Annotated in this window: 22 protein-coding genes; 14 read left to right on the top strand and 8 right to left on the bottom strand. The window is 62.0% G+C overall.

Annotated elements, in window-relative coordinates:
• Window positions 1–41 precede the first annotated feature (41 nt).
• From B0T39_RS22050 to B0T39_RS22040, 3 genes are all read left to right on the top strand, one after another.
• Complete coding sequence (locus B0T39_RS22050; RefSeq protein ID WP_176219632.1) at window positions 42–752, top strand: ComF family protein; 711 nt, start codon at window positions 42–44, stop codon at window positions 750–752.
• 40 nt (window positions 753–792) lie between these two features.
• Window positions 793–1,257 carry a tRNA (cytidine(34)-2'-O)-methyltransferase gene (locus B0T39_RS22045; protein ID WP_081550528.1) on the top strand — a complete coding sequence of 155 codons (465 nt, stop codon included), beginning with the start codon at window positions 793–795 and terminating at the stop codon, window positions 1,255–1,257.
• Window positions 1,258–1,388: 131 nt separating this feature from the next.
• Window positions 1,389–2,261, top strand: a complete 873-nt coding sequence (locus B0T39_RS22040) for a septal ring lytic transglycosylase RlpA family protein (protein WP_081550526.1) — start codon at window positions 1,389–1,391, stop codon at window positions 2,259–2,261.
• A 314-nt stretch (window positions 2,262–2,575) separates the two neighbouring features.
• Here the strand turns inward: B0T39_RS22040 and yihA are convergent, their stop codons facing one another.
• A complete protein-coding gene (gene yihA, locus B0T39_RS22035) occupies window positions 2,576–3,208 on the bottom strand; it encodes a ribosome biogenesis GTP-binding protein YihA/YsxC (RefSeq protein ID WP_081550524.1) in 633 nt (210 codons plus the stop codon).
• A gap of 91 nt (window positions 3,209–3,299) precedes the next feature.
• On the opposite strand from yihA, the gene B0T39_RS22030 reads away from it, so the two are divergent.
• The 6 genes from B0T39_RS22030 (at window position 3,300) to B0T39_RS22005 (ending at window position 9,844) form a co-directional block, all read left to right on the top strand.
• Window positions 3,300–3,917 (top strand): c-type cytochrome, encoded by a 618-nt coding sequence (locus B0T39_RS22030; RefSeq protein ID WP_081550522.1) that lies wholly within the window; start codon window positions 3,300–3,302, stop codon window positions 3,915–3,917.
• 169 nt (window positions 3,918–4,086) lie between these two features.
• On the top strand, window positions 4,087–6,105 hold the full coding sequence (locus B0T39_RS22025; protein ID WP_081550520.1) for a cytochrome c biogenesis protein ResB: 2,019 nt from the start codon (window positions 4,087–4,089) through the stop codon (window positions 6,103–6,105).
• Complete coding sequence (gene ccsB, locus B0T39_RS22020) at window positions 6,105–7,250, top strand: c-type cytochrome biogenesis protein CcsB (RefSeq protein ID WP_081550558.1); 1,146 nt, start codon at window positions 6,105–6,107, stop codon at window positions 7,248–7,250. Before B0T39_RS22025 ends, ccsB begins: the two co-directional genes overlap by 1 nt.
• A gap of 250 nt (window positions 7,251–7,500) precedes the next feature.
• Window positions 7,501–9,081, top strand: coding sequence for a TerC family protein (locus B0T39_RS22015; RefSeq protein WP_081550518.1), 1,581 nt, complete (start codon window positions 7,501–7,503; stop codon window positions 9,079–9,081).
• Complete coding sequence (locus tag B0T39_RS22010; RefSeq protein ID WP_081550515.1) at window positions 9,068–9,427, top strand: GIY-YIG nuclease family protein; 360 nt, start codon at window positions 9,068–9,070, stop codon at window positions 9,425–9,427. Before B0T39_RS22015 ends, B0T39_RS22010 begins: the two co-directional genes overlap by 14 nt.
• A 75-nt stretch (window positions 9,428–9,502) precedes the next feature.
• A complete protein-coding gene (locus B0T39_RS22005) occupies window positions 9,503–9,844 on the top strand; it encodes a hypothetical protein (RefSeq protein ID WP_206118771.1) in 342 nt (113 codons plus the stop codon).
• 190 nt (window positions 9,845–10,034) lie between these two features.
• On the opposite strand, the gene B0T39_RS22000 is transcribed toward B0T39_RS22005, so the two are convergent.
• The 6 genes from B0T39_RS22000 to B0T39_RS21975 form a co-directional block, all read right to left on the bottom strand.
• Window positions 10,035–10,769 (bottom strand): amino acid ABC transporter ATP-binding protein, encoded by a 735-nt coding sequence (locus B0T39_RS22000; protein WP_081550511.1) that lies wholly within the window; start codon window positions 10,767–10,769, stop codon window positions 10,035–10,037.
• A gap of 5 nt (window positions 10,770–10,774) precedes the next feature.
• Window positions 10,775–11,449 carry an ABC transporter permease subunit gene (locus tag B0T39_RS21995; RefSeq protein ID WP_217806318.1) on the bottom strand — a complete coding sequence of 225 codons (675 nt, stop codon included), beginning with the start codon at window positions 11,447–11,449 and terminating at the stop codon, window positions 10,775–10,777.
• Window positions 11,446–12,186: an amino acid ABC transporter permease gene (locus tag B0T39_RS21990; protein WP_081550509.1), complete on the bottom strand. Its 741-nt coding sequence runs from the start codon at window positions 12,184–12,186 to the stop codon at window positions 11,446–11,448. The genes B0T39_RS21995 and B0T39_RS21990 overlap by 4 nt, the downstream gene beginning before the upstream one ends.
• A 163-nt stretch (window positions 12,187–12,349) precedes the next feature.
• On the bottom strand, window positions 12,350–13,255 hold the full coding sequence (locus B0T39_RS21985; protein WP_081550507.1) for a glutamate/aspartate ABC transporter substrate-binding protein: 906 nt from the start codon (window positions 13,253–13,255) through the stop codon (window positions 12,350–12,352).
• A 125-nt stretch (window positions 13,256–13,380) separates the two neighbouring features.
• Window positions 13,381–14,178 (bottom strand): 16S rRNA (adenine(1518)-N(6)/adenine(1519)-N(6))-dimethyltransferase RsmA, encoded by a 798-nt coding sequence (gene rsmA / locus B0T39_RS21980; RefSeq protein WP_081550505.1) that lies wholly within the window; start codon window positions 14,176–14,178, stop codon window positions 13,381–13,383.
• Between the two features lie 176 nt (window positions 14,179–14,354).
• On the bottom strand, window positions 14,355–15,536 hold the full coding sequence (locus B0T39_RS21975; protein ID WP_176219631.1) for a multidrug effflux MFS transporter: 1,182 nt from the start codon (window positions 15,534–15,536) through the stop codon (window positions 14,355–14,357).
• Window positions 15,537–15,784: 248 nt separating this feature from the next.
• On the opposite strand from B0T39_RS21975, the gene B0T39_RS21970 reads away from it, so the two are divergent.
• Genes B0T39_RS21970 through B0T39_RS21950 form a run of 5 tightly spaced genes read left to right on the top strand, consistent with a single transcriptional unit; the run spans window position 15,785 to window position 20,381 of the window.
• Complete coding sequence (locus B0T39_RS21970) at window positions 15,785–16,381, top strand: Maf family protein (RefSeq protein WP_081550501.1); 597 nt, start codon at window positions 15,785–15,787, stop codon at window positions 16,379–16,381.
• 17 nt (window positions 16,382–16,398) lie between these two features.
• Window positions 16,399–17,895, top strand: a complete 1,497-nt coding sequence (gene rng / locus B0T39_RS21965) for a ribonuclease G (RefSeq protein ID WP_081550499.1) — start codon at window positions 16,399–16,401, stop codon at window positions 17,893–17,895.
• 6 nt (window positions 17,896–17,901) lie between these two features.
• Entirely contained in the window at window positions 17,902–18,612 is a 711-nt protein-coding gene (locus tag B0T39_RS21960) for a TIGR02117 family protein (RefSeq protein ID WP_081550497.1), read from the top strand.
• Window positions 18,613–18,645: 33 nt separating this feature from the next.
• Complete coding sequence (gene cysE, locus B0T39_RS21955; protein WP_081550495.1) at window positions 18,646–19,428, top strand: serine O-acetyltransferase; 783 nt, start codon at window positions 18,646–18,648, stop codon at window positions 19,426–19,428.
• Window positions 19,425–20,381 (top strand): DUF3658 domain-containing protein, encoded by a 957-nt coding sequence (locus tag B0T39_RS21950; RefSeq protein WP_081550493.1) that lies wholly within the window; start codon window positions 19,425–19,427, stop codon window positions 20,379–20,381. Before cysE ends, B0T39_RS21950 begins: the two co-directional genes overlap by 4 nt.
• Before the next feature lie 8 nt (window positions 20,382–20,389).
• Here the strand turns inward: B0T39_RS21950 and B0T39_RS21945 are convergent.
• A partial coding sequence (locus tag B0T39_RS21945) for a transposase (RefSeq protein ID WP_141111082.1) occupies window positions 20,390–20,538 on the bottom strand: 149 nt, incomplete at its 5' end.

Here is a 20,538-nt window from a genome sequence, read left to right as displayed (position 1 = left end):
GGGCGTGGGTCGAATCAGCGCATCTTGCTGGGGAGGGCGCCATGCTGTCAAACCTAACAAGGCTCATATCTGACAAGTGCACAATATTTAATCAACCATGTTTGCTCTGCGGAGACTGCCGGGCAGACCGGGGCTTTTGCCAGGACTGCCGCCGACAGTTGCCGGCTCTGCCGTCCGCGCAATGCGCGCGCTGCGCGGAGCCGCTGCCCGTCTCCGGCTTGTGCGGTCAGTGTCAGCGCCGGCCGCCCGCCTTCGACGCGCTGTACGCGCCGTATTTGTTCGATTACCCCCTCGCCGCGCTGATCCACGCCTTCAAATATGGAAAACAGCTGCAGATGGGCGCGGCCTTGGGCGGTTTGCTCGCTGATTTCGCCCTTCCGCTCAGCCCAAAATATCACTTCGTCATTCCTGTTCCACTGGCAAAAGAACGGCTTGCCGAGCGCGGTTTCAATCAAAGTCATGAGTTGGCAAAAGCATTCGCTGCTACAATGGCGAGCCGTTTGAGCGCCGAGGTTTGTTGGCGAAAATACAACACTCCGCCCCAAGCCTCTCTCGGACGCGTCGAACGCCGGAAAAACCTCCGCCATGCTTTCGGCGTAAATTGCCGCTGTGACGGGCTTTCCATCGCCATTGTCGATGACGTCGCCACCAGCGGCGCCACCCTGTCGGCGCTGGCCGAAATTTTGAAAAAACAGGGGGCAAAACGGGTCGATGGCTGGGTGCTCGCCAGGGCTTTTTCTCCTAAAACTTGACCAAGATTTTGATTCTTTGGAACAATCCAGGCTGCCAACGATGTTCACTGTAATTCTTTTTCAGCCGGAAATACCGCCCAACACGGGCAATGTGATTCGTTTATGTGCCAACACCGGCTGTGAACTGCATCTGGTCAAACCCATGGGCTTCCCTTTGGAGGACGCCAAGCTGCGACGCGCGGGACTCGATTACCACGAGTACGCACGCGTAGTGGTTCATGAGGATTGGGCGGCTTGTCAAGAGACTTTGCGCGGACGGCGTATTTTCGCCGCCACCACCAAGGGCTCCGAGCGCCATGACCGGATATCCTATCAACCTGGGGACGTTTTTTTGTTCGGTCCCGAATCCCGCGGTCTGCCGCCTGAAGTGCTGGGGTCTTTGCCTCCGCAGCAGAGGATTCGTTTGCCGATGCGTCCAGAATCAAGAAGTCTCAATCTTTCGAACGCGGTCGCGGTGACGGTGTTCGAGGCTTGGCGACAGCTTGATTTCGCAGGGGGATGCTGAAGCGGTTCGCAGATCGGCCCAACAAGGGACTCTGAAAAACCTGGTCCGAGCGCTTGCTTGCAAGCGCGAAGCGCCGACCTTGAAGCGGCGCGCCGAGGTTTGCAGTGGTTCCGACAGCATAAGGGAGATCTATGCAATCAGTACTCCGATGGCTGTGGCTTGTGTTCGTCAGTCTCGTACTCGTGGCCTGTTCCACCGTGAAGACGGCCAGCGCCACCAACCAGTCGGCCTCCTCGTCGACCGGCAACAAGAAAACCGTTGCCAAGAATGGAGCTTATTTCCAGAACGATGGTCCCGCCGACCATATTCCGGTCAACCTAAACCTGGTGCCGGACGCCGTGCCGCAGGAAGAGCCGCTGATCAGATCAGCCAACCTGCCCTACACCGCGCTGGGGATGAGCTTCCGCCCCGACACGCGCGAAAAGCCCTATCAAGCCACAGGCCGCGCCTCCTGGTACGGCAAGCAGTTCCACGGCCGCAAAACGTCCTCCGGCGAGAAATACGATATGTTCGCCATGACCGCCGCCCATCCTACGCTGCCGATCCCGAGCTACGCCCGGGTCACCAATCTGAACAACGGCAAATCCGTGGTGGTGCGCGTCAATGACCGCGGCCCCTTCCACAAGAGCCGCCTGATGGACCTGTCCTACGCAGCGGCCTATCGCCTGGGCTTCATCAAGCAAGGCAGCGCCAAGATCGCCATCGAACGCGTATGGCCGGACGCCGGCGGCGAGAACATCGCCAGCACCCGTCCCGTCAACACCGCTCGACGCGTCGAAGACACGCCCAAGTATCTGCAACTGGGCAGCTTCTCCAAACTGTCCAACGCCGAGGCGATGGTGCAGAAAATGCTGGGCGAGATGGACGACAAATACGAGTCCAAGCTTGGCATCGTGAATCAGGAAGGCGTCTACAAAGTGCGCCTGGGGCCCTTCCGCTCCAGCGACGCGGTGCGCAACGCCGCAGAGAACCTGCACGTGGAGACCGTAGTCACCAGCTTGTAAGAACCAACGATCTGCTGCGCGTCGGCGATACGGCGTTGAAACCGACTTCGAAATGCTCATGTACCCTATGTACATTCCGCTTTCTCAGCCGTTTTCGCCTTGTCTCGCTCTAGCTCGCGAGATCGTAAACAGGCTCTACAAGCGCTCGGTCAAAAACAAAGGCGAAGGAGACATCTCCTTCGCCTTTGTCGTTTCCGCCGCCGATAAAAAACCCCGGCAAGCTGCTGCCGGGGTAAGCCTGATCAATCCAGGCCCCGCTCAGGGAGGCAAGCGGGAGGTGTTGGCCACCTGCTTGTTTAGGTGCGGGCCTGTTCCTAAAGTTCCGGCGGCGCGGCTTCGTCCGCGGCCGGCTGTCCCATGTACTGGTCGAACCAGCCGTTCACCACCCGTTCCACGTCCTCTACCCCGCTTTTCTTCAGGCTGGAGAACATCTGCACGCTGACGTCCGGATAGTCTTTCAGCTCGCTCTTGACCAAGGCCAGCACCTTGGACTGCTCCTGGCGCGACAGTTTGTCGGCTTTGGACAACAGGATATGCACCGGTCGCCGGCTCACCCGGAAGAACTCCAGCATCTTGCGGTCCAGCTCTTTCAAAGGATGGCGCGCGTCCATGATCAACAGCAGACCGATCAGGCTCTGGCGCGACTGCAGATAACGTCCCAGCAGCTCTACCCAGTGCGCACGAACCGCTTCAGGCACCTCGGCATAGCCATAACCGGGTAAATCGACTAGAAAACATTCGTTACCCAGCTCAAAAAAATTGATGTGCTGAGTGCGGCCCGGCGTCTTGGACACCCGCGCCAGGCGGCCGTGATTGGCCAATGTGTTGATGGCGCTGGACTTGCCGGCATTGGAGCGGCCCACGAAGGCGACTTCCGCTCGGGTAGGCGGTAAGTCCTTCATGTGGTTGACGGTGGTATAAAATCGGGCGTTTTGAAAAGTCGACATAGTAGTAAGGGTGAAATCAGTTGGTATAGAATAGCAGGTTTGAAATTGCCACTTTTACAGATATTTAGGGATAGCCCCTAAAGGAGCGACCATGAAACGTATGATGCTGTTGGCGATGGCGGCTGCAACCCTGGCCGGAAACGCGTTGGCGGCTGCGCCGGTAGCCGCCAAGGCGGACCCGGTGAAGGCCAAACAGATCGTAGAAACGGTTTGCGCGGCTTGCCACGGCACTGACGGCAACAGCGTAGCCGCGGCCAACCCCACGCTGGCGGGTCAGAACTCGCACTATCTGTACACCCAGTTGAAGGCGTTCAAGGCAGGCGTGCGTAAGGACCCAACCATGCTGGGCATGGCCTCCATGTTGTCCGAGGACGACATGCGCAACGTAGCGGCCTACTACAGCGAGCAAAAACCGAAGGACCGCGAGGCTTCCGACAAAGCGCAAATGCCGCTGGGCGCCAAGATCTACCGCGTCGGCAACGCCGGCACCCAAGTCCCCGCCTGTATGTCCTGCCACGGCCCCGCCGGCAAGGGTCTCCCCGACCAGTATCCGCGTCTGGGCAGCCAACACGCCGGCTACATCGTCAAGCAGCTGAACGACTTCAAGGCCGGCGCAAACCGCAAAAACAGCCCGATGCAGGATATCGCCAATCGCATGAGCGACGCCGAAATGAAAGCGGTGGCCGAATACATTTCCGGCTTGCGCTAAGCCTTGAGCAGCCCGGCCGCCACAGGCCGAGCCCGACGGCCCCTCAGGGGCCGCTCCCTGCGGGGACTCCGCCGCCCGCGCTCCTGGGCGCGCCGGCAACTTTGGCCGGCACGCCGGCTCAAAAGGGAAGACCCGTCCATGGGCTTTCCTTTTTGCACTTTACGCCACTATGAAAAAAACTAGCCGCAACGGCCTGGCCCACGCCTGGCATGAGTTGCTCAGTTCGATGCGCTTCGCCATCGGCCTGCTGACGATACTGGCCATCGCCTCGGTGATCGGGACGGTTCTGAAACAGAACGAGCCCTATCCCAACTACGCCTTCGAATTCGGGCAATTCTGGTTTCAAGCGTTTGAATGGCTAGGCTTGTACGACGTCTATCATTCGGCGTGGTTCCTCACCATCCTCGCCTTCCTGGTGCTGTCCACCAGCTTGTGCATTCTGCGCAACGGTCCCGGCTTCATCAAGGAGATGCGCGCTTACCGCGAAAAAGCCTCCGACAATTCGCTGGCGGCGATGAAGCACAGCGCCAGCTTCCAGGCCGAAGGCTTCGACGCCGACGCCGCCCGCGCCTATTTGCGGGCGCAAGGCTTCCGTCTTAAGGAGCAAACGCGCGCCGACGGCGGCCTGGTGCTGGCGGCCAAGAAAGGCGCGGCCGGCAAGCTCGGTTATTTCTTTGCCCACATCGCGCTGGTGGTGATCTGCATCGGCGGCCTGCTGGACGGCAACCTGCCCTTGAAAATAGGCGAGCTCACCGGCCGCGTGGTGCCGGAAACCCGCGATGTGCCGCAAAACCAGATTCCAGCGGCCAGCCGTTTAAGCTCGAACAATCTGTCCTTCCGCGGCAACGTCACCATTGCGGAGAACAAGAGCGCCGACGTCACCTTCCTCAACGCCGGCAATGGCTACCTGGTGCAAGAACTGCCCTTCATCATCACCTTGAAGAAGTTTCACGTCGACTACTACAGCAACGGCATGCCCAAGCTGTTCGCCAGCGACATCGTGGTCACAGACAAAGCCAGCGGCAAAACCACCGAGGCCACGGTCAAGGTCAACCATCCGCTAATCGTCGACGGCATCGCCATCTACCAGTCCAGCTTTGGCGACGGCGCGTCCCCGCTCAAGTTCAAGGCCTGGAATCTGGCCGCGCCGCAAGCGCGTCCCACCGAGATTCCGGCGGTGTCGATGTCCAGCCAGCCACTGAAAGCCAACGGCAAAGACTACACGCTGGAAGTGGGGGAACTGCGCGTATTCAACATAGAAAACATCGGCAAGCCTCAGGACGAGCAGCGCACTTTGTCGCAGCGCATGCACGACGCGCGCGAGGTCAAGCAAGACAAGCAGCTGAAAAACCAGGGGCCGTCGATCAGTTTCAAACTGCGCGACGCCCAGGGTCAAGCGGTGGAGTTCATGCATTACATGGCCCCGATTCAGCAAGACGGCGCCAGCTATCAGATGGCCGGCGTGCGCAAAACCGTGGCCGAACCGTTCCAATACGTGCGCATCCCCTTGGATGAAGAGATGAGCGTGGAGCGCTTCATGCGCCTGCGCGCCGCCTTGCTGGACCCGGCGCGTTACGACGAAATCGCCCGCCGCGCCGCGCACAAGGCGCTGAAAGGCGACGCTATCAGCCCGGCAATGCAGCAGCAGTTCACCGACAGCGTCAAATGGGTATTGGCGCGCTTCGGCGACAGCGGCTTCGTCGGCCTGGAGAAGTTCCTGGACGCCCGCGTGCCGCAAGACAAACGCCAGGCCGTGGCGCAAACCTATATCAAGATCCTGCAAGGCGCGGTGGCGGACGTGATGGCGGTGGCGGACGAAAAAGCCGGCCTGCCGGCGATGAAGCTGGACAGCGAGCATTACCGCTTCCTGCTGGACAGCCTGGTGGCGGTCAGCTCGCTGCACGACTACGGCGCGCCGGTATTCCTGCAACTGGAAGGCTTCGAGCAGGTGCAAGCCTCCGGCCTGCAGCTGACCCGCTCGCCCGGCAAGACCCTGGTCTATCTGGGCTCGGTGCTGCTGGTCTTCGGCATCATCCTGATGTTCTACGTGCGCGAGCTGCGTCTATGGGTTCGCGTCAACGGTTCCAAAGTACGGGTAGCGATGACGTCAAACCGGCATAATCGCGATCTGGACGGCGACTTTGCGCGCCATACTCAACTAATCAAACAGCTGGTACGAGGTGCATGATGGAACTGGCCCACGCTTCTTTCTCGCAACAGCCGCTGCTGAAACGGCTGAGCCTGGCCGACTGGCTCTACGCGCTGCTGGTGCTGGGCGCCGCCGGCTATAGCTACGCGCTGTACAACCATTACATGGACGGCTATGAGCAGGCTATCCTGGCCGGCTCGGCGCTGGGCTTGATCGGCCTGGGCTGGTTCTGGAAATCCTGGCGCTGGTTCTTCCCGCTGGCGGGCTGTATCTCGTTGCTGGCGATCCAGGTTTATCAGCATGAGCTCGCGCGCGGGCAGACCACCTTCCTGCTCAAGTACATGCTGTCCAGCCAATCCTCCATCATGTGGATGTGCACGCTGTTTTTCCTAGCCGCCTTCTCGTACTGGATCGGCTTGCTGACTCGCTCCGACACCCTCAACCGCATGGGCACCGGCCTGACCTGGGCCGCGTCGGTGATGGGCCTGGCCGGCTTGTTCACCCGTTGGTACGAAAGCTACCTGATCAGTCCGGACATCGGCCACATCCCGGTGTCCAATCTGTACGAAGTTTTCGTCTTGTTCACGCTGATCACCTCGCTGATGTATCTGTACTACGAAGCCAAGTACGCGGCGCGTCAGATGGGCGCCTTCGTGCTGCTGGTGATCTGCGCCTCGGTCAGCTTCATCCTGTGGTACACCTTCGATCGCCAGGCTCACGAGATCCAACCCTTGATCCCGGCGCTGCAATCCTGGTGGATGAAGATACACGTGCCGGCCAACTTCGTCGGCTACGGCGCTTTCGCCATCGCCGCCATGCTCGGCATCGCTGAACTCCTCTCACTGAAGGGCTGGCTCAAGGACAAGCTGCCGCCGGCCGAAGTGCTGGACGAGGTGATGTACAAAGCCATCGCCGTCGGCTTCCTGTTCTTCACCATCGCCACCATCTTGGGCGCAATGTGGGCCGCAGACGCCTGGGGCGGTTACTGGAGCTGGGACCCCAAGGAAACCTGGGCTTTGATCGTGTGGCTGAACTACGCCGCCTGGCTGCACATTCGCCTGGTCAAGGGTTGGCGCGGCGCGCCGCTGGCCTGGTGGGCGGTGGTGGGCTTGTTCGTCACCAGCTTCGCCTTCCTAGGCGTCAATATGTTCCTGGCCGGCCTGCATTCCTACGGCGGCCTGTAAGAACCGGCTTGCGATCTGCTGCGCCTCATGGAGCGTGACACGGTGTGCACACCGCTTTCTCAGCCTAAACGCCGCGTCTCGCTCTAGCTCGCGAGATCGTAAGCGCGTTCTAAATCTCCTCCCGAGCCACCCCGCCGACGCGGGGTTTTTCTCTTGCCGGTACGGCCAGGCGCGACGGATTTTTGTTAATCGCGCCCCGATTGTGCTATTTTTACCCCGTTTTTATTTATAAGGAATCTTCGTTTTCATCATGGACGTTTCGTGGCTGTCTGACCCTTCCGCCTGGCTTGGCCTCCTCACGCTGATCATCCTGGAGGTGGTGCTGGGCGTTGACAACCTGATCTTCGTCGCCATCCTGGCGGAAAAGCTCCCCCCGCACCAACGCGACCGCGCCCGCATCACCGGCCTGTCGCTCGCCCTGATTATGCGTCTCGTGCTGCTGGCCAGCATCTCCTGGCTGGTGACGCTGACCTCGCCACTGTTCCACGTGCTCAGCCAGCCCTTCTCCGGGCGCGATCTCATCATGCTGGGCGGCGGCGTGTTCCTGTTGTTCAAAGCCACCACGGAACTGCACGAACGCCTGGAAGGCGTGGATGAAGTGAAGAGCAACGGCCAGAAGGCTTACGCCGCCTTCGGCACCGTCGTCGCCCAGATCCTGGTGCTGGACGCGGTATTCTCCATCGACTCGGTGGTCACCGCCATCGGCATGGCCGAACACCTGCCGGTGATGATGCTGGCCGTCATCGTCGCCATGATGATGATGATCGCCGCCAGCAAGCCGCTGACCGCCTTCGTCAACGCTCACCCCACCGTGGTGATGTTGTGCCTGGGCTTCCTGTTGATGATCGGTTTCAGCCTGGTGGCGGAAGGCTTCGGCTTCCATATCCCCAAAGGCTATCTGTACGCGGCGATCGGCTTCTCGGTGCTGATCGAGGCCTTTAACCAGGTGTCCCAGGCCAACCGCATCCGCTACCTGAACCGCAACCAATCCTTGCGCGAACGCACCGCCAACGCGGTGTTGAGCCTGATGGGCAGCAAGCTGACCAGCCCTAGCGCCGACGAAGGCAAGGTGGAAGACAGCAAGGACACCGAACCGCAAGAAGCCTTCGCCCAAAACGAGCGCGCGATGATACACAGCGTGCTGACCCTGGCCGAGCGGCCGATCCGCGTGATCGCCACGCCGCGCGCCGACGTCCACCGTCTAGACCTGAGCCAGAGCCAGGACGCCCAGCGCAAAGTGCTGCGTGATAGCCCCTACTCCCGCCTGGTCGTGATCAGGGACGGCAGCATAGACGAGCCGCTGGGCATCGTCGCGCGCAAAGACCTGCTGACCCAGTTGCTGGACGGCGGCGAGATGAACATCGACGCCGCCCTGCGTCAGCCGCTGGTGCTGCCGGAAACCGTCACCGTGCTCAAGGCGCTGGAGAGCTTCCGCCAACATTCGGCGGACATGGCCTTCGTGGTCAACGAGTTCGGCAGCCTGGAAGGCATCGTCACCCAAAAGGACTTGATGGAGGCCATCGCCGGCGAGTTTCCGGAAGAGCACGAGCGTCACGAACTGCCGGCCATCCTGCAGCAGGCCGACGGTAGCTTCGATGTGGAAGGCAGCCTGGAACTGGTGACGCTGGAACAGCACATCGTGCTGGGGGACTTCGAGGACGAAGACTTCCACACCGTGGCCGGCCTGCTGATGGACTGCCTGGAGCGCATTCCGCGCGAGGGCGATGAAATCACCGTCGGCGAATGGAAGCTGCGCGTCACCGTGCAAAAGGGCAACCGCACCGAGCGGGTGCTGATCAGCCCGCTGGTCAATCTGGATGCCAGCATCTAAGTCCGCCGCCGCGCGGGGCACTCAGGGCCGGGCTTCCCCCCGGCCCTGGTTTTTATACGTGCTGCGCTGCCGGGACGGCGCGCTTTACACCGGCGTCACCACCGATGTGGCGCGCCGCTACGCCCAGCACGCCGCCGGCAAGGGCGCGCGCTACACTCGGCTCAATCCGCCGCAAGCGCTGGCCCTGGTGCTAGTCTGCACCGGACGCTCCGACGCCCTGAAGGCCGAGTACGCGTTCAAGCGGCTGGACCGCGCAGCCAAGCTGGACTTCCTGAACCTCCACGCGCCCGCGGACGGAGATTTCACGGTTTTCATGTCGGCGCCCGCCAATGGCAACACAGATTAACCAGCCTTAACAGACACTTACCGTCTTCTGCCCTAGGCTGACATCTGGCAGTTATTGCCATTCCAGGAGATCAAGATGAAAACGAACGCTCGCCCCCTCATGCTGGCCAGCCTGCTCGCCGCCGGCCTATTGTTCGCCGCCCAGGCCCGGGCCGAATCAGAATGGCAGAAAGAACATCCGCGCCGCGAGGAAATCAATCAGCGCCTGCACCATCAGGACCGCCGCATCCACCGAGAACAGAAGGAAGGCAAGATCAGCCGCGACGAGGCGCGCAAGCTGCATCGCGAAGACCGCGACATCCGCCAGCAGGAACAGGGCATGGCCAAGCTGGATCACGGCCACATCACCAAGCAGGAGCAAAAAACGCTGAACCAGGAGGAAAACCAGGTCAGCCAACAGATCAAGAACGGCAACTAATCGTCTCGTCCAAAGACAAAGCCCGCCAAATGGCGGGCTTTGTCTTTGCGGCCTAGCTGGGCTCATTCCAGTTCCAGTGAGAACCGAAAACGCGAAGGCGATCAAGCGGGGCCGCAGACAGTACAAGAGAGTACGGCAAGGCCCCGCGTAGTGAAGCCGACAAAGTTATCGGTGTTAAATGGGATTGGAATCAGTGCTGCAAGATCTTGGACAGGAAATGACGAGCGCGCTCGGAGCGGCCATCCAGATTGCCGAAGAACTCGTCCTTGTCGCAGTCCTCAACGATGTGGCCCTGGTCCATGAAGATCACGCGGTTGGCCACGCGGCGGGCAAAGCCCATCTCATGGGTCACGCACATCATGGTCATGCCCTCGTGCGCCAGCTCGGTCATCACATCCAGCACCTCGTTGATCATTTCCGGGTCCAACGCGCTGGTCGGCTCGTCGAACAGCATCGCGATCGGATCCATCGCCAGCGCGCGCGCAATCGCCACCCGTTGCTGCTGGCCGCCGGACAGCTGGCTGGGGAACTTGTCTGCGTGCGCTTTCAATCCCACGCGGTCCAACAGCTTCAGGCCCTTGTCCCGAGCCTCGTCCTGGCTGCGGCCCAGCACCTTGACCTGAGCGATGGCCAGGTTCTCGGTGATGGACAGGTGCGGGAACAGTTCGAAGTGCTGGAACACCATGCCGACGCGGCTGCGCAGCTTGGGCAGGTCGGTTTTGGGATTGCCCACCGAGATGCCGTCGACAACGATCTCGCCCTTCTGGAACGGCTCCAGCGCATTGACGCACTTGATCAAGGTGGACTTGCCGGAGCCGGACGGCCCGCACACCACCACCACCTCGCCCTTGGCGACCTGGGTAGTGCAATCGGTCAGGACCTGGAACTGCCCATACCACTTGCTGACTTGCTTCAGGGAAATCATTGCGCTCATACAGCCAACCTTTTTTGCATGCGCTTCACCAAAAAGGAAGCGCCGAAACTGATCACGAAATACACCGCGCCGGCAAACAGCAGGAACTCATGCGGCAAACCGACGACATCGCCCTTGGAGCGGGCGGTGTTGAGGAAATCCATCAAACCCACAGCGTACACCAGCGAAGTATCCTGGAACAGAATGATGGACTGCTGTAGCAACAAGGGCGTCATCTTGCGGAAGGCCTGCGGCAAGATTACCAGCCGCATCACCTGGCCGTAGCTCATCCCCAGCGCGTAGGCCGCGCCGGCCTGGCCCTTGGGAATGGCCTGAATGCCCGCGCGGACGATTTCGGAGAAATACGCCGCCTCGAACATCACGAAGGCCACCAGACAGGAGGTGAACGCCCCCACCGGTTCCAGGCTGCCGGTAATCCAGTTCAGCACCATCGGCACCACCAGATAGAACCAGGAGATCACCAGCAGCAAGGGAATGGAACGGAAGTAATTGACGTAGAATTTGGCCAGCGGCGACAACACCCGATGCTCGGAGAGCCGGGCCAGGGCCAGCAAGGTGCCCAGCACCACGCCGCCCACCACCGCCATCACCAGCAGCTTCAGGGTCAGCTGCATGCCTTGCCACAAACCCGGCAGCGCCGGAACGATCTGACTAAAATCCAATTCCATCATTTGCCCCCCATCATGCCGGGAATGCGCACGCGCCGCTCGATCCAGGCCATCAGCGTCATCAAGCTCATATTGAGCACGAAATAGATGATGGTGGCCAGGGTGAAGGCCTCAAAGATGTTGGCGGAGAACTCCGCGGTCTGCTTGGTTTGCGCCAACAGCTCCATCAAGCCGATCAGCGAGGCCACCGAGGAATTCTTGAAAATATTCAAAAACTCGCTGGTCAGCGGCGGAATGATGATGCGGAAGGCCTGCGGCAGCAACACGTGGCGGTAGGCTTGCGGCAAGGTGAAACCCATCGCCTGCGCCGCGTTGCGCTGGCCGCGCGGCAAAGCCTCGATGCCGGTGCGCACTTGCTCGCACACCCGCGCCGCGGTGAACAGCCCCAGACACACCACCACCGACAGGAAGGCGGAAGTGGCCGGCGCCAGGTCCTGCTTGAACCAGGTTTGCGCGCCCTCGGGCAGCAGATCCGGGATCAAGAAGTACCAGACGAATAATTGCACCAGCAAGGGCACATTGCGGAACAACTCGACGTAGGCCGCGGCGATGCCCGCCACCCACCGGTTCGACACCGTGCGCATCACGCCCAGCACCGAGCCCAAAACCAGGGCGATCGCCCAGCCGGCCAGCGCCACGGCAATGGTCCAGCCCAGGCCGGACACGAACCAGTTCAGATAGATTTCGCTACCCACCCCGGTGGACTTGAAAAACACCATCCAGTCCCAGTGGTAATTCATGCTTCACTCCCAACAACGCCAGCCTGCCGACGCTCATTCGCGCCGGCAGGCCGCGGCCCGGCTCAAACGCCCGGCCACACACAAAGAAAGCGGATACGGCCGCGCGCCCCGGGCTCCCCGCGAAACGGCGGGGAGGACGGGGCGGCGACGCGCCAACCGCGACTTACATCTGCTCGGCAGACTTGTCGGTCGGCTTGGCGATCAGCTCCTTGAATTCATCGGACATCGGGAAGTTCAGGTTCAGCCCCTTGGGCGGCACCGGGCTGGTGAACCACTTGGCATAGATCTTGTTGACCTCGCCGGACTTGAAGGTGTTGCTCAGCGCGGCGTCCACTACCTTCTTGAAGGCGGGGTCTTCCTTGCGCATCATGCAACCGTAGATCTCGTAGGACTGGGCCTTGCCGGTCACCACCCAGTTGGCCGGGCTCTTGGCCTTGGCCATCTCGCCGTACAGCAGCGCGTCGTCCATCATGAAGGCCGCGGCGCGGCCGGACTCCAGCATCAGGAAGGATTCGCCGTGGTCCTTGGCCGAGATGATGTTCATGCCCATCTTCTTGTCGGCGTTCATCGCCTTGATCAGGCGCTCGGACGTGGTGCCGGCGGTGGTCACCACGTTCTTGCCCTTCAGATCGGGGAAGTCCTTGAGGCCGGAAGTCTTGGCGGTCAGCAGACGGGTACCGATTTCGAAGATGCCCACCGAGAACGCCACTTGCTTCTGACGCTCCACATTATTGGTGGTGGAACCGCACTCCAGATCCACGGTGCCGTTTTGCACCAGCGGGATGCGGGTCTGCGACGTCACCAGATTGTATTTGACCTGCAGGTTCGGCATTTTCAGCTCTTTTTTCACCTGCTCAACCACTTTGTTGGCCAAGTCCACCGAGTAGCCCACTGGCTTCTGGTTGTTGTCGTAATAGGAAAACGGAATGGATGCGTCGCGGTTGCCCAAGACGATCACGCCGGAATCCTTGATTTTCTTCAGAGTACCGGTCAGTTCGGCGGCCATGGCCGGAGCGGCGCAGAAGGCGCCCAAAGTGGCGGCACAGATCAGGGTGGAGCGAATACGCATGAAGTTTCTCCTTTTTCACTTCCTGTGATAGACAGCCCCCGCCGACAAGGACAGGGACGGACGACTCTTTGTAGTGCGGCGGGCGCTGAACGCCCGCTCGTATTTTTTTACTTTGCAACGCCCCGTTACTGGCGTTTGGCCTTATGGCCTTTCGCGCTCAGGTAATTGGCCAGGCGGACGTAATCCTCCACCGGCAGGTTCTCCGGCCGTAGCCCGGGATCCAGCTCCAGCGCGGCGAAGCCGTCCGCATCCAACAGACCCTTCAAATTGTTCTTCAGCGTCTTGCGCCGCTGCGAAAACGCCGTGGTCACCACCTGCTCCAGCAGCGACTCATCGTCGGCCACGCCGCAACGGCCCGGCGCCGGAATCATTCGCACCACGGCGGAGTCCACCTTCGGCGGTGGCCAAAACGCTTCCGGCGGCACATGCAGGATGTTCTCCATTTCAAAGCGGTACTGCAACATCACCGTCAATCGGCCGTAGTCGGCGGTGGACGGCTCCGCCACCATGCGTTCGATCACCTCTTTTTGCAACATGAAATGCATATCGGTGACTTTCTGGCCGTAAGTGGCCAGATGGAACAACAAGGGCGTGGAAATATTGTAGGGCAGATTGCCCACGATCTTCAGCTTGCCCTCCGCCACCGAGGCGAAGTCGAACACCAGCGCGTCGCCGGCGTGAATGCTCAAACGCTCGGCCGGAAACTCCGTTTGCAAACGGCTGATGATGTCGCGGTCAATCTCCACCACGTGCAAATGCTTGAGCGCGGCCAATAGCGGCTTGGTGATCGCGCCCAGTCCAGGGCCGATCTCGATGACGACATCGTCCGGCTGCGGATTCACCGCATGCACGATGTTGGCGATGACGCTGGCGTCCTGCAGAAAATTCTGGCCGAAACGCTTGCGCGGAATATGTTTGTTCATGAAATCTGCTAATCAGTGCAAAGAACGGAGAAGCGCCGGGCAGCTTGCCGTCGCGCCTCATTATTGAAGTCAACTCTCAAGTTTTGGCCAATTGTCTGCCGATTGTAGGCTGCCCGACAAGAGCTAAAGCCGGCCCTACGCCACAAATCTCACAATACATGCCAAACACTTGAAAATCAGTGAGGATTTTCCCGAATCGCCGCGACGGGGCGGGTCAGCCAGCGGCACAGGCCGGCCAGCAGCAATACCATTGCGCCCAGCGCCCATTCGCCCGGCAAGGGCAGCGCCGCGAGGCCCGCCGACACGCCGGCGGCGAACAGCATCTGAGCGCAGCCCAGCAAGGCGGCGGCGCGGCCGGCGCCCTGAGAGAACGGCGCCATCGCCATGCCGCTGGCCGGCCCCAGCGTCCAGGCGAAGCCCACGCTCAGCACGCCTATCGGCAACATATAGTGCCAAGCGCCCGGTTGGCCCGACAGCGCCAACAACAATACGCCGGCCAGCAACATAATGTTGAGACCGTAACGCAACATCGCTTTTTGACCGAAGCGGCCGATCAGCTTCAAGCCAAGGAAGCTGGCCGCCATCACCAAGAGGGCGTTGCCGCCGAACAGCAAGCCGAAGGTGGTGACGCCCACCCCGCCGCGTTCAATCAGCACCGCTGGCGCCAGCGTCACATAGCTGACGATCAAAGCCAGCGCCGCGCAGCAACAAGCGCCGTAGCGACGCAGCGCCGGCGTCGCCAGCACCTGGCGCATGCCGATCGCCGGACCGCCGTCTGCACTGGAAACGGCAGGCCGGGTTTCCGGCATCTTCCAGGCCAGCCATGCCGCCGCCAGCACCGCGCTGCCGGCCAGCACCAGGAAGCAGGACTGCCAGCCCCAGCGCGCAGTCAGCCAGCCGCCTAACAAGGGCGCCATCGCCGGCACCACGTTCAGGGCGGCATTGAGCAGGCTGTAGCGCTGGGCCGCCGCATTGCCGGAAAAACAATCGCGCACCAGGGTGAACGCGCACACCGAGCTGGCGCTGGCGCCCAAGCCCTGCAGCGCGCGCAAGCCCAGAAAACCGCCCAGGCTGTCGCTGCGGCTAGCCAGAAACGCGGCCACAGCGTATAGCAGCAGGCCGCCCAAGGCCACCGGCTTGCGGCCTATCCTGTCCGCCAACGGGCCGAACAGCAGCTGCCCCAGCCCCAGGCTGAAAATGAACATGCTGAGGCTGATCGCGACATCGGCCTGGAAATGCAGCTGCATCGCCGGCATTGCCGACAGGTAAAGATCGATGCCCAAGGGATTGAACAAGATCAACAAGATGGCCGCCAAGGTGGCGGCGCGGGCAAACGGAGAAACGCTAGGGTTGGGCATCGGGGTATGACGACAGGAGAGGGGGAAGCAAGCCGCCATGATACCGGGGAGAGCGCCCCGCCGCAGCAGGACGCAGGAAAAAAACCCGCCTGAGCACCGCTTCCGCGCCTTTAAAAACAGCAAATTGACGCCAATTAAGCCGAATCGCGTCGGCCTGAAAACGCCTGGCGCCTGATGGATTCGATGGTTGCGGCATCACGCGTCTGGTAACCTAGACAGCGACCGAAAGAACAAATGAGCAGACTATCATGACCGCAAATGACACCCGGATTTACCTGTCCTCCGGCAGCCCTCGCCGCCGCGAAATTCTGGAACAGTTGGGCATGCACCTGGAGCGCATCCACGCCGATATCGACGAATCGGTGCGGCCCGGCGAATCCGCCGTCGCTTACACAGAACGGCTGGCGCTGTCCAAGGCCGAGGCCGGCTGGCAGGTCGTGGTGTCTTGCGGACTGCCGTCCCGGCCCTTGCTGGCCGCCGACACCACGGTGGCGATGGACGGCGAAATATTCGGCAAGCCGGAAAACGCCGACGACGCCCGCCGCATGCTGCGGGCCTTCTCCGGCCGCAGCCATCAAGCCATCACCAGCGTGGCGCTGCGCGAAGGCGACAAGGTGCGGCTCAAGACCTCGGTCACCGAGGTGTTCTTCCGTCCGCTCAGCGAACAGGACATCGAGCGCTACCTGGACAGCGGCGAGCCTTTCGACAAGGCCGGCGCCTACGGCATCCAGGGCAAGGCCGGCGTCTTCGTCGAACGCATCCACGGCAGCCACAGCGGCGTCATGGGCTTGCCCATCTTCGAAACCGCGGCGCTGCTCGGCGAATTTGGCTTTCAATTTCCTTAAGCGCGCGGGGAACCATCATGCTGCATCAATCGATACCCCTGCCGCGAGACCTGCCGCGCCCCAAGGAACAAATCCTGGTCAACATCACCCCGCAGGAAACCCGGGTCGCGGTGCTGGAAGACGCCGTGGTCCAGGAACTGCATGTGGAGCGCGCCGCCAGCCGCGGCATCGTCGGCAACATCTATCTGGGCCAGGTCAAGCGCGTGCTGCCCGGCATGCAGAGCGCCTTCATTGAAATCGGCCTGGAACGCGCGGCCTTCCTGCACATCGCCGACGTGCTGGAACAGCGCCAGCACCCAACCGAGCCCCAGCGCATCGAGAAAATGCTGTTCGAAGGCCAGACCGTGCTGGTGCAGGTGATCAAGGACCCGATAGGCACCAAGGGCGCGCGCCTGTCCACCCAGATCTCGCTGGCCGGCCGCTTCCTCGTGCACTTGCCGCAGGAAGAGCACATCGGCGTATCGCAGAAGATAGACAGCGAAAGCGAGCGCCACAATCTGAAATCCAGGCTGGAAAAGCTGTTGCCGGCCAACAGCCCACGCGGCTACATCATCCGCACCAGCGCCGAGACCGCGCGCGACGACGAGTTGGCCGCCGACATCGGCTACCTGTCCAAGCTGTGGTCCGACATCCGCCACAAATCCCAGCACCTCCCGGCGCAAAGTCTGCTCTACGAAGACCTGCCGCTGGCGGTGCGCGTGCTGCGCGACATGGTCAGCGGCTTCACCGACCAGGTGGTGGTGGATTCCACCGAGAACTACAGCCGCATGGTGGAGTTCGCCGAGCAATACGTGCAGATCGCCGTGGACAAGATCGAGCGCTACAGCGGCGAACGCCCGCTGTTCGAGCTGCACGGCATCGAAGCCGAGATCGACAAGGCGCTGGCGCGCCGCGTCAACCTCAAGTTCGGCGGCTATCTGATCATCGACCAGACCGAGGCGATGACCACGATAGACGTCAACACCGGCGGCTTCGTCGGCAACCGCAATTTCGACGAAACCATCTTCAAGACCAATCTGGAAGCCACCCAGACCATCGCCCGGCAGCTGCGGTTGCGCAATCTGGGCGGCATCATCATCGTCGACTTCATCGACATGGACAACGACGAGCACCAATCGACGGTGCTGGCGGAGCTGGCCAAGGCGATGGCGCGCGACCGTACCCGCGTCACCCTCAACGGCTTCACCAGCCTGGGCCTGGTGGAAATCACCCGCAAGCGCACTCGCGAAAGCCTGGCCCACGTGCTGTGCGAGCCCTGCCCCACCTGTCAGGGCCGCGGCGAGATCAAGACCGCGCAGACCGTGTGCTACGAGATCCAGCGCGAAATCGTGCGCGAAGCGCGTCAGTTCGACGCCAAGGGTTACCGCATCCTGGCCGCGCAATCGGTGATCGACATGTTCATCGACGAAGAATCGCAAAGCCTGGCGATGCTGATCGACTTCATCGGCAAGCCAATCTCGCTGTCGGTGGAAGCCACCTACACCCAGGAGCAATTCGACGTCGTCCTGCTGTAAGCCGCCATGTCATTCCGCCCGTTTCGTCTGGCGGCCCGGCTGCCGCGCCTGTTGTCCCGCGCGGTGCTGGGCCTGCTGGCCCTGATTGCGCTCTACCTGCTCGCCGCGCTAGCGCTTGGGCTGCTCCCGGTCAATCGTGACTGGCGGCAGGGCGACGCCGGCATTCCGGTATTTCTGGACAGCAACGGCGTGCACGCCGGCCTGCTGCTGCCGCGCGGCGGCCCCGGCATGAACTGGGACGAGACCTTCTCCCCGCGGCATCCGCGGGCCGGGCCCAATCTGGACAAACTGCCCTATGTGGGCATAGGCTGGGGCAGCCGCAGCTTTTTCCTGGAAACGCGGGACTGGTCGGATCTCACCCCGGGCAAAGCGCTTTACGCCCTGTCCGGGCTGGACGGCGCCGTACTACATATTGAATATCTGCCGATGCCGCGCGAAGGCGCCGCCACCCGGCGCCTGACGCTTGCGCCGGAACAATACCGGCGGCTGGCCAGCTTCATCCAGGCCTCCGTCGCCCGCGACGCAACCGGAAAAGCCCTCTGGATGCGGGACTATCATTATCATGAACAGGATGCGTTTTATCAGGCCAACGGCCGCTATAGCCCGTTGACCACCTGCAACCAGTGGGTGCGCGACGCGCTGGCCGCCAGCGGCGTGCGTACCGCCTGGTGGTCCCCATTCGACCACGCGCTATTCTGGCAATTGAAAGACCGCTGAGACGATCGCCTCAGCGCAAGGGAGTTTCGCAAAATGAATGAAGCAAACGGCGATCCGCTCTGGTTCGCCATCCGGCAGGAAGCCGAACAAGCCGCGCAAGACGAGCCCATGCTGGCTAGTTTCCTGCACATGACCGTGCTGCGCCACAACACCCTGGAAGACGTGCTGGCCTTTCACCTGTCCAGCAAGCTCGCCAGCCCGGTGATGGACGCCCGCGCGCTAATGGAACTGTTCCGCGAAGCGCTGGACGCCGACCCGGCCATCAGCGCCGCCACGCGCGCCGACATCAGCGCCTGCTTCGACCGCGACCCGGCCTGCGACAACTACTCCACCCCGCTGCTGTATTTCAAAGGCTTCCACGCCATCCAGTGCCAGCGCATCACCCACTGGCTGTGGCGGGAGGAGCGCAAAACCCTGGCGCTGTTCCTGCAAAACCGTATTTCCGAAGTCACCGGCGCCGACATCCACCCGGCCGCCCGCATCGGCCAGGGCGTGATGCTGGACCACGGCACCGGCGTCGTGGTGGGCGAAACCGCCGTCATCGGCGACAACGTCTCGATGCTGCAGGGCGTCACCCTGGGCGGCACCGGCAAGGAACACGGCGACCGCCACCCCAAGATCGCCGACGGCGTGCTGATCGGCGCCAACACCTCCATCCTCGGCAACATCCAGGTGGGCGCCTGCGCCAAGATAGGCGCCGGCAGCGTAGTGCTGGAAGACGTGCCGGCCCACACCACCGTGGTGGGCGTGCCCGCCCGCGTGGTGGCCCGCGCCTGCGAGGGCACCCCGGCGCTGGATATGGATCAGCGCGTATGAGCGCTGAGCGGGTCCACCTCGCCGTCGGCGACTCCGCCGCCGGCATGCTGAACGCGCTGCGGCGCGACGGCCTGCTCGACGGCGAAGTCCTGCCCCTCATTGAAGACCTGAGCGCCGGCCCGTTGTTGGACGCCGACGCCATCGACCAGGGCCTGCGTCTGGCCTGGCACCAGCAGCTGCTTCAGGCTGAGTCTCGGCAGCCGGAATACGAGGACGACTGGCTGCGCCGGCATCAAGCCGGCCGCAAGGCTTTGCTGAGGCTGCTGGAGCGGCCCCGGCCGCTCACCGTCTGGCAAGGCCTCAACGCCGGCGACCAGCTCACGCTGGCGCTGCTGGCCGAGCAACTGCCGGCGGACTGCCCGCTGGCGGTCGTCCCGGTCCCGGAGCCGCACTGGCCGCAAGGCGAAAGCCTGGCGGAATGGAGCGTGGCCATGCTGCCGCTGGAGCGGCTGGCTTCCTGCCGGCGGCTGGAGCGCCCGCTGGCGGCCAGCGAGCGCCAGGCGCTGGCGGAGCAATGGCGCTACTGGCGCGAACATGGCCAAGGCCTGCGCCGCCTGCAAGGCCAAGACATCGTCGAAGCGCCGCTGGACCGCTACGACGCGCTGCTTTTGAAGCTGGCTGCCGCTCAAGCGCGGTCGATCCCACGCCTGGTCGGCGACGCCCTCGTCGGCGTCCGAGAAGCGCTGCTGTCCTCCGGCCTGCTGTTTTGGCGCGTCCAGCAATTGCTGCGCGCGGGCCGCCTCCGCGCCGAGCCCCCGACTGACGGCAACGCCTACCCGCTTGTTCGCACCGTCGGCTATGACCCTCTAAGAACCTGTTTACGATCTGCTGCGCGTCAACGATACGGCGTTGAAACCGGCTTCGGAATGCTCATGTACCGTGTGTACATTCCGCTTTCTCAGCCGTTTTCGTCTTGTCTCGCCTTAGCTCGCAAGATCGTAAACACGTTCTAAGAGCCTGTTCACGATCTTTTGAGCAACAGCACGAGGAAGGCTAAATGGATGAACTGCAAGCTGGTATTGAGTTTCCGCTCGCAGTTCTTCCATAACCGTCGGCATTTCTCAAGCCAAGCAAATGAGCGCTCCACCACCCAACGTTGAGGCATCACCG

This window comes from Chromobacterium haemolyticum, assembly GCF_002081825.1.
Taxonomy (GTDB): domain Bacteria; phylum Pseudomonadota; class Gammaproteobacteria; order Burkholderiales; family Chromobacteriaceae; genus Chromobacterium; species Chromobacterium fluminis.
This window is presented reverse-complemented; position numbering and strand designations above follow the sequence as displayed.